This is a genomic window from Oceanivirga salmonicida, from assembly GCF_001517915.1.
Taxonomy (GTDB): domain Bacteria; phylum Fusobacteriota; class Fusobacteriia; order Fusobacteriales; family Leptotrichiaceae; genus Oceanivirga; species Oceanivirga salmonicida.
The window spans coordinates 1-8,461 of the sequence record NZ_LOQI01000066.1 but is presented as its reverse complement, the minus strand read 5'-3'; the positions used below and the strand labels follow the sequence as shown (position 1 = coordinate 8,461).

The window sequence follows — 8,461 nt, the reverse complement described above, 5'->3', positions numbered from 1 at the left end:
TAGCTCTATTCTGTTTTTTTATTTTTTTTTATATTCTTTAATTAGATATTCTATGAAATGACTTATTCAGTTTATTTATTTCACTTAAATTATTATTATGCTGATTATATGCCTTAAATTAGCCTTAAACTGTATTTGAGTTGATATTTTATGCTTGAATATGTTTTTAGCGCTATTTACCCATTATAATTCTCTCAAAATACTGTATAATTATAATTTTGTTCTTATAATAATGAAAAATAATTCCTTATCAACTACGTCCGATAATTTAAAAACTTTATTCTGTTTTATATAATTTCATATAATAAAAAAAATCATTAATATTTCATAATGACTTTTTAATTTATTTTTTATCTTTCAATTTTACTTTCGGTTCAGATGGTATTCCAAATAATGGTATATATTTATCAAAACCTGTCAGTGTTAAAATTAATATGCTTGTAACTGCTATTATAGCAATAAAATTGTATTTTATAATATCTAATGCAGTTATTTTAATTAATGGGTAAACTATATTAACTGTACCTACATAAAATGCTATATATGCATGCCATGGTATTAATTGTGAACCAAATACTCCCATCGCATCACTAAATGTTGCATTTCTTAGTCTTAACGTATACATGTCTTCTTCTGATCCTTCAATATTATCTTCTATTATTTCTCTTGTTATAGGACCTATTGTAACAATTTGAGCCATTTCATCTGCTAAAGCTGCATTTCCTAAAATACATAATATACCATTACAAAACATCATTTGTTTGACTGATTTCGAAAATTTTATTACAAATTTAGATATAGGCTCAAATGCATTCATTTTACGCATTATTCCACCAAACGCTGATATCCATAGCATCATGACTATTACCCAGTTTCCAGCTGATGAAAAACCATTTTTTACTATCAAAATATAATTATTTAAATTAATTACAGTTCCTGCATATTTTCCAAGAATATATGCGGTTATTATGCCTGAAAATAAACAAATTAATGTTTGATATCCTTTAAAAGCAAGAAACAATACACTTATTAATGGGATTATCATATAAATTGGTACTCCATTTTTTACTTGTTCTAATAGTTTAACTGAAGATGCATTCTTAATTGAAAGTTCTGCTAAAACATTTTTAGGTATATGATTAATTGCATCACTTGCATTTCCAATATTAGTTTCTAGACCTAAAAATATTCCAAAAATATAAAATATAAATAAACTTGTAAGTAATACCAATATTGACCATACACCTTGGTGTCTAATCCTTCTTATTATTTCTACATCTTGTATTCCCGAACTTATTATAGTTGTTTCAGAAATAAGACCAATATTATCTCCAAAACATGAACCACCAGCTATTGCTGCAACTGTTAACGCTACATTTCCACCTACTATATGGTTTAACCATAGAAATATTGGTGCACATGCAGCAAATGTTCCCCAGCTTGTACCTGTTGCAATAGATAAAATCGATGTTACTGCAGCTCCTACAACTGCAACTAATCGTGCATTAATACCTATTTTAAGTGCTAAGATTATAACTGAAGCCCCAACACCAGTATGAATGAATACTTCGGCTAACGCATATGCCACCATAAGTATAAATAATGCTATTTGTATTTCTTTTACACTTGATATAGCTGCTTCAATAACATCATTAAATTTCATTTTTGTAAAAATTACTGCTATAACACATGCATATATGGTTGCAATAGGTGCTACTATAAGTGCATCATAGCCGGTAATCATAAGACTTGCCATTATTATAATAGGGCTTAATTTAAATATATTTTTCATTCTTCCACCTTTTAATTTTTTAATAATTTATTATATCATTAGTTGTTTTATATTCATATACCTTATTATATAAATCATTTAGATTATGTTAACAATTTTCATAAGCCAAAGGGTATATATTATTTCTTTTTTTATTCATTTCATAAATAAAAACTTTTATATCATCAATGTATTTAGGTACTTTATAAAGTTTACTATTTTATTTTATATGATTAAATAAATTATATTTTATAAGCTCTTTTTAATATATTTATCATCCTAACCCCTAAAAACATTTTAGTATATTATAGCATATTTTTAAAATATCAAAAATAAATAATTTATTTTTTTCATATAATGAAAAAATATGTTAATAACTATGTCATAAATATAACAAATCTTTAAAATAAACATGTTAAAAATTCATATATTTGATATTTTTAATATTGAATGTATAATATGCTTAGGAGGTAATTATATGAAAAAATTATTAAGTTTGTTAGCTATATGTTCTGCTCTTATTTCATTTGCAATAAGTGAAAAAGAATATATGCAAAAATCGTCATTAGAATTGGCAAATATGGTCAAAAATGGAAAAACTACAAGTGTTGAATTAGTCAATGTTGCATATGGTATTATCGAGAAAGAAAATCCAAAATTAAATGCAATAATATATATCGATAAAAATTCTGCACTAAACCATGCCAAAACTATAGATTCAATGGTTAAAAATAACGATATTAGAATTAAAAACATGCCGTTTGCAGGTGTTCCTACTGTATTAAAAGGTATGGAACAATTAAAAGGTTTAGGTGATACAACGGGTCTTGTTGCTTTAAGTGATACAAAACCTGCAGTAGAAAATGGTTCAGTTGCAAAAGACTATATGAAAATGGGTTTGGTAATATTAGGAGCTACTTCTTATCCAGAACTTGGTATGAGAAATGTAACATTATCACATAAATTTGGTATTAGTTCTAACCCTTTTGATATTACTAGAAATCCAGGTGGTTCAAGTGGTGGTAGTGCTGCTGCTATTTCATCAGGTATGGTAAGTATTGCAAGTGGTTCTGATATTGGTGGTAGTATTAGAATACCTTCTTCTTGGAATGGCTTAATAGGTTTAAAAACAAGTGGTTCATTTTCAAAATTTGCAATAACTAAAACTGCTGATGATACAAAAGAATTCTTTTTAAATAGTGAAAAAACTGAAAAACTTGATAAGAATTTATTAAAGAGCAAAGATTATGGTAATTTGGAACAAATTAAAAATATGAAAATTAAATATATTCTTGATTCTCCAATGGGAACACCAGTATCAAAAGATGCTAAAATTGCAGTATTAAAAACAGTTAAATTTTTAAAAAGCAAAGGATTTGAAGTTGAAGAAATTAAATGGCCTGTTGATGGTAGAGCAATGCTTAGACAATACACGTATAATATGTTAGTATTTGGTAAAAAAATAGGGCAGTTATTAAATAAAAAAAATGTTGATATAAACAAAATAGATCCATTAGATTATGCAATTTGGAAATTTTATAAAAAATATAAAAAAGAACTAGTTGCAGACATCAAAAAAAGAGAAAGTACTCCAGATTATCAAAACTTAATAAACAAATTAAAAGAAATACATAATGACAATACTATACTTATAACACCAACAAATTCATATATAGCTCCTAAAAATTCTACAACTAATGATATTTATGATGGTGTAATCGAAAAAGAAATGGTTGATAAATTACTTAATATTGAAAGTGATAAAATAGACTATAAAACAGGTTTACAAATATTTTTTGATCAATGGGAACCTATGTTAAAAAATACACCTTTCCCTGTAATGTTTAATATGACAAAAGAGCCAGCTATTAGTTTACCAGTATATATGACTAAAAATGGGTTACCACTAGGTGTTATGTTATCTGCTGGAGAAGGTAAAGATCAAAACCTAATATTATTTGCTAAATATTTAGAAAAAAATCATATGTTTGAAATGCGTCGTGAAATATTATCACATGTCGATAAATCAAAACTTTTAAATGAAATTTTAAATGCTAGCGATAATAAAAATATGAAAAAGATTTTAAAAATAGCATACACTGAATTAAATGATAATAGTGTTGAAAATAATATTAATAACAAAAAAAATCAAGATAGAGTTGATAAAATTACTAAAAAACTACAAAAATCTTATTTGAAAACAAAATAAATAAAATTTAAGTATATAAAAAGAAGCCATTACAGAACCATACTCTGTTCTCAAAAGGCTTCTTCTTTTTATATATTCATATTTTTATTCTTTTCTTAATGCTTCCATTGGCGATAATTTAGATGCTTGTTTTGCTGGATATATACCAAATATTAATCCAGTTAAACTTGATACTATAAATGCTGTTGTAATTATACCAATTTCTAATATAGGTAAGACATTTAAATAAATTCCCACTATAAATGCAATTCCATAACCAAGCAACATACCTATAAGTCCACCTATAATTGTAAGTATCATAGTTTCAATTAAAAACTGTGTCATTATATCTTTGTTTTTAGCACCTATTGCTTTTCTAAGCCCAATTTCTGTTATTCTTTCTTTAACGCTAACTAACATTATATTCATAACACCTACTCCACCAACTATTATTGATATGGATGCTACTAAATTAATGAATAATGCAATTTTATCTAATATATCTGTTATTTGCTTTAAATTTTCACTAAATGGTTTTACACTATATAAGTCTTTTTTTGAGCCCCGTTTCTCTAAGTATTTTTTAATATCTTCAGTAACTTTTTTTATTTCTTTAATATTATTAACTTTAACATTAATACTAGAAAAAGTTTTACTACGGTTATTAGTTATTCTAACAACTTCATTAAATGGTAATAATGCTTCAAATGGTAAATCACTGAATAAAGTAGATTGGTCATCAAGATTTCCATTATATACACCTATAACTTTATATTTACCTATAAGACTTCCATCAAAATTATTTAATACTATCGTTTTACCAAGTGGATTTTCAAACTTAAATATTTTTTTTGCTGTATTATCTGATATCATTATTACTTTATTGTCTGAATTATAATCACTTTCAAGAAATTTTCTACCTTGTAAATTTATTTTAGAATAAGTTGAAAAATATTTATCTTTTGCTCCTTGAAAAATTATATATTTTCCAGCTTCTTCACCAAAATTTCCTATTAATGCAGCATCTTGATCCCATAGTATTGCTTTATCAACACCATCAATTTTTTCAAAAATTAATTCATCTTTTGGTGAAAAATAATCAGATTCTTTTATATCATTCGAAGTTCTATATTTTTGGTCAAAATCTACAACTATTATTTTTGAAGTTGCTAATTGTGCTTCTGATAATAATTTCTTTTGGAAACCAGCACCCAGTGATGATAATAAAACTACTGATGCTATTCCCATTATTATACCTAGCATGGTTAAAAAAGATCTAAATTTAAAACTCATTAAATTTTCTAATGATAATTTTATAATCTCAATAATATTCATATTTTGCCTTTCATATTTTAATTGTTATTACTCTTTTCTTAAAGCTTCCATAGGTGATAATTTTGAAGCTTGTTTTGCTGGGTATATACCAAATATTAAACCAGTTAAACTTGATACTATAAATGCTGTCATAATTATGTCTAATTTTAATATAGGTATTATCTTTAAACTTATTCCTATTATAAATGCAATTCCATAACCAAGCAACATACCTATAAATCCACCTATAATTGTAAGTATCATGGTTTCAATTAAAAATTGTCTTCTTATATCTTTATTTTTAGCACCTATTGCTTTTCTAAGTCCAATTTCTGTTATTCTTTCTTTAACACTAACTAACATTATATTCATAACACCTACTCCACCAACTATTATAGATATAGATGCTACTAAATTTACAAATCCTTCTATCTTATCAAGTATATTTGTTATATTTTTTAACTCTTCACTACCAGGTTTTACAGTATACAAGTCTTTTTTAGAACCTCTTTTTTCCAAATATTTCTTTATCAACTCAACTTGTTTTTTTATTTTTTTAACATCTTTTATACTAATTGTAATAATTGAAGTTATTTTATCTCTATTATCAGTTGCTCTTGTAAATTCATTAGCAGGCATTAATACTTCATAAGGCGTTGCTTCTTTTGTTAAATCATATTGGTCATCCATATTTCCATTATATGTACCTACAATTTTATATTTACCCATAAAATTACCATTAAAATCATTAAGTGAGATAGTTTTTCCTATAGCACTCTCATTTTTAAATAATCTTTTAGCAGTAAGTGATGACACTATTACAACCTTATTGTATGAATTATAATCAATTTCATTAAACTTTCTACCTTCAATAATTCTTTTAGAAAATATACTGAAATATTTGTCATTAATACCTTCAATTTGTGCAAATTTACTTGTATCACTTGTTAAAGCACCTGTTTGTAAAAATAAAGAGGATTTGTCATTACCTTCAATTTTTTCAAAAATTATTTCATCTTTCTTTGTGAAATAATCAGTTCTTTTAAAATCGTTTGTTCTTGTATATTTTTGATCAATTTGCACTATTACAACTTTTGATAATGCTACTTGTACATTTGAAAGTAATTTTTTTTGAAAACCAGCACCTAATGATGATAATAAGACTACTGATGCTATTCCCATTATTATACCCAACATAGTTAAAAAAGATCTAAATTTAAAACTTAGTAAGTTTGCCAATGATAGTTTTACAATTTCTAAAATATTCATTTTATACTCCTAGTCTATTTTTTACTAACTCATCTTTATGTATTAGTCCATCTTTTAGTCTAACTATACGCTTAGTATGTTCTGCTACGTCTTCTTCATGTGTTACCATTATTATTGTAACACCACTATCATTCAATTTTCTAAAAATTTGTAGTATTTCTTCACTAGATTTTGAATCTAAATTTCCAGTTGGTTCATCAGCCAAAATTATTTTAGGGTCATTTATTAATGCTCTTGCTATTGCCACTCTTTGCTTTTGTCCACCTGATAATTCATTCGGCTTATGATTAATTCTATCGTTTAGACCGACCAGTCCTAAAAGCTCTTCTGCCTTTTTTGCTCTTTCGGAATGCTTAACTCCCTTATACATTGCAGGTAATTCTACATTTTCTTTTGCAGTTAATTTAGGTAATAAATTATATGATTGAAATACAAAACCTATTTTTTTGCATCTTACTATTGATAATTGATCATCATTTAAATCTTGTATATTCGCATCATCTAATGTATATGTTCCTGAAGTTAAAACATCTAGGCAACCTAACATATTTAATAAGGTACTTTTACCACTACCAGATGGCCCCATTATTGAAACATATTCACCCTTAGTTACTTCTAAATTTATACCTTTTAATACTTCAACTGATAACTTACCTGTCTTATATGTTTTCTTTAAATTATTAACATATATCATTTTATCTTATCTCCTACTTTGTATGTATTATTAACATTATATATCAATTCATCATTTTCATTTATACCACTTTTAATTTCAAAATTAATACCATCATTATCTCCTAATACTATTTCTTTCATTTCAACTGTATTATTTTTGTTTATATATACATAGTTTTTACCATCTTTATTTATTATATATTGGAATGGTACTATTATTTGATCTTCTATATTCTTATATATAATATTAGCTTCTACATAATCACCAGGTTTTAAATTAGCATAATCTTCTAATTCTACTAAAACCTTTGTTATATTTTCATTACTTTTACTACTTTTAAAACTTATATTTGATACACTTTTAACCTTACCATTTAAAACTTTCCCATTTTCAAGTGATTCAGATACTACAGTAACATTTTGATCAACCTTAATATTTTTAGCACTAGAATTTGCTACTTCTAAACTTATTTGTAAATTTTCAGTGTCTGCTATTTTAAATAATGGTTTTCTTTTATCAATAGTAAAATTTGCATCGACATTACTTTCTAGTATTACACCTGATATAGGAGATTTAATATATTTATCAAATTTAACATATTCATTCTTATTTAACTTAGTTTTTGTTAAAGCTTCTTTATATTCTAACAATGCCAATTCTAATCCATCTTTTGATATACCACCTACTTCATATAGCGCTTTAGCATCTTCATATTCTTTTGCTTTTAATGCTAAAATTGCTTCTGCTTGTTCAATGTTTAATTTTTTCGTATCATATTGATTGCCTTTTAGAATTAATAGAGTATCATTTTTTTTAACTTGTTCTCCTTCTCTAAAATTAATTTTTTCAACTGTTGCTTCATTATTCGAAAAAACTGTTACAACTTTTTTGGCTTCTACTACTCCAGAAACGTCATAACTTAATGCAAGATTACTCTTAGTTGCTTTTTCACTACTATATGCTATTTTTTGATTTTTTGAATTATAATACATTCTTGCAGTTACACCTATTCCTAAAAATGCAATTATTAAAATTATTATTTTTAACTTACTTTTTCTTTTCATATTATCTCTCTCTTTCTAATATATATTTTGTAAATTTAATTTTTGCTTTTATAAGTTCTAATTCTTTTGTATTATGTTCATCCATTTTTTTTAGGTAAGTTGTAACATCTATTTTACCCAATTCTAATTTCAAATGATGAATTTTTAAATCTTTTTGACTTAATTCTAATTGTTTTTCT

At 25.4% G+C, this 8,461-nt stretch carries 6 protein-coding genes; 1 reads left to right on the top strand and 5 read right to left on the bottom strand.

From position 1 onward, the window contains the following. Window positions 1-343: 343 nt before the first annotated feature. The gene (locus tag AWT72_RS07230; protein WP_067143022.1) at window positions 344-1,792 is read right to left on the bottom strand and encodes a Na+/H+ antiporter NhaC family protein; all 1,449 of its coding nucleotides are present in this window, start codon (window positions 1,790-1,792) and stop codon (window positions 344-346) included. A 457-nt stretch (window positions 1,793-2,249) separates the two neighbouring features. Between AWT72_RS07230 and AWT72_RS07225 the strand changes: the two genes are divergently transcribed. Then, window positions 2,250-3,980: an amidase family protein gene (locus AWT72_RS07225; RefSeq protein WP_067143019.1), complete on the top strand. Its 1,731-nt coding sequence runs from the start codon at window positions 2,250-2,252 to the stop codon at window positions 3,978-3,980. 84 nt (window positions 3,981-4,064) lie between these two features. On the opposite strand, the gene AWT72_RS07220 is transcribed toward AWT72_RS07225, so the two are convergent. The 4 genes from AWT72_RS07220 to AWT72_RS07205 are packed head-to-tail and all read right to left on the bottom strand — an operon-like array spanning window position 4,065 to window position 8,282. Next, entirely contained in the window at window positions 4,065-5,294 is a 1,230-nt protein-coding gene (locus AWT72_RS07220; RefSeq protein WP_067143017.1) for an ABC transporter permease, read from the bottom strand. Window positions 5,295-5,321: 27 nt separating this feature from the next. After that, entirely contained in the window at window positions 5,322-6,542 is a 1,221-nt protein-coding gene (locus AWT72_RS07215; protein ID WP_067143015.1) for an ABC transporter permease, read from the bottom strand. Window position 6,543: 1 nt separating this feature from the next. Next, window positions 6,544-7,236 (bottom strand): ABC transporter ATP-binding protein, encoded by a 693-nt coding sequence (locus tag AWT72_RS07210; RefSeq protein WP_067143012.1) that lies wholly within the window; start codon window positions 7,234-7,236, stop codon window positions 6,544-6,546. Then, window positions 7,233-8,282 carry an efflux RND transporter periplasmic adaptor subunit gene (locus AWT72_RS07205; RefSeq protein ID WP_067143009.1) on the bottom strand — a complete coding sequence of 350 codons (1,050 nt, stop codon included), beginning with the start codon at window positions 8,280-8,282 and terminating at the stop codon, window positions 7,233-7,235. Before AWT72_RS07205 ends, AWT72_RS07210 begins: the two co-directional genes overlap by 4 nt. Between the last annotated feature and the right edge of the window lie 179 nt (window positions 8,283-8,461).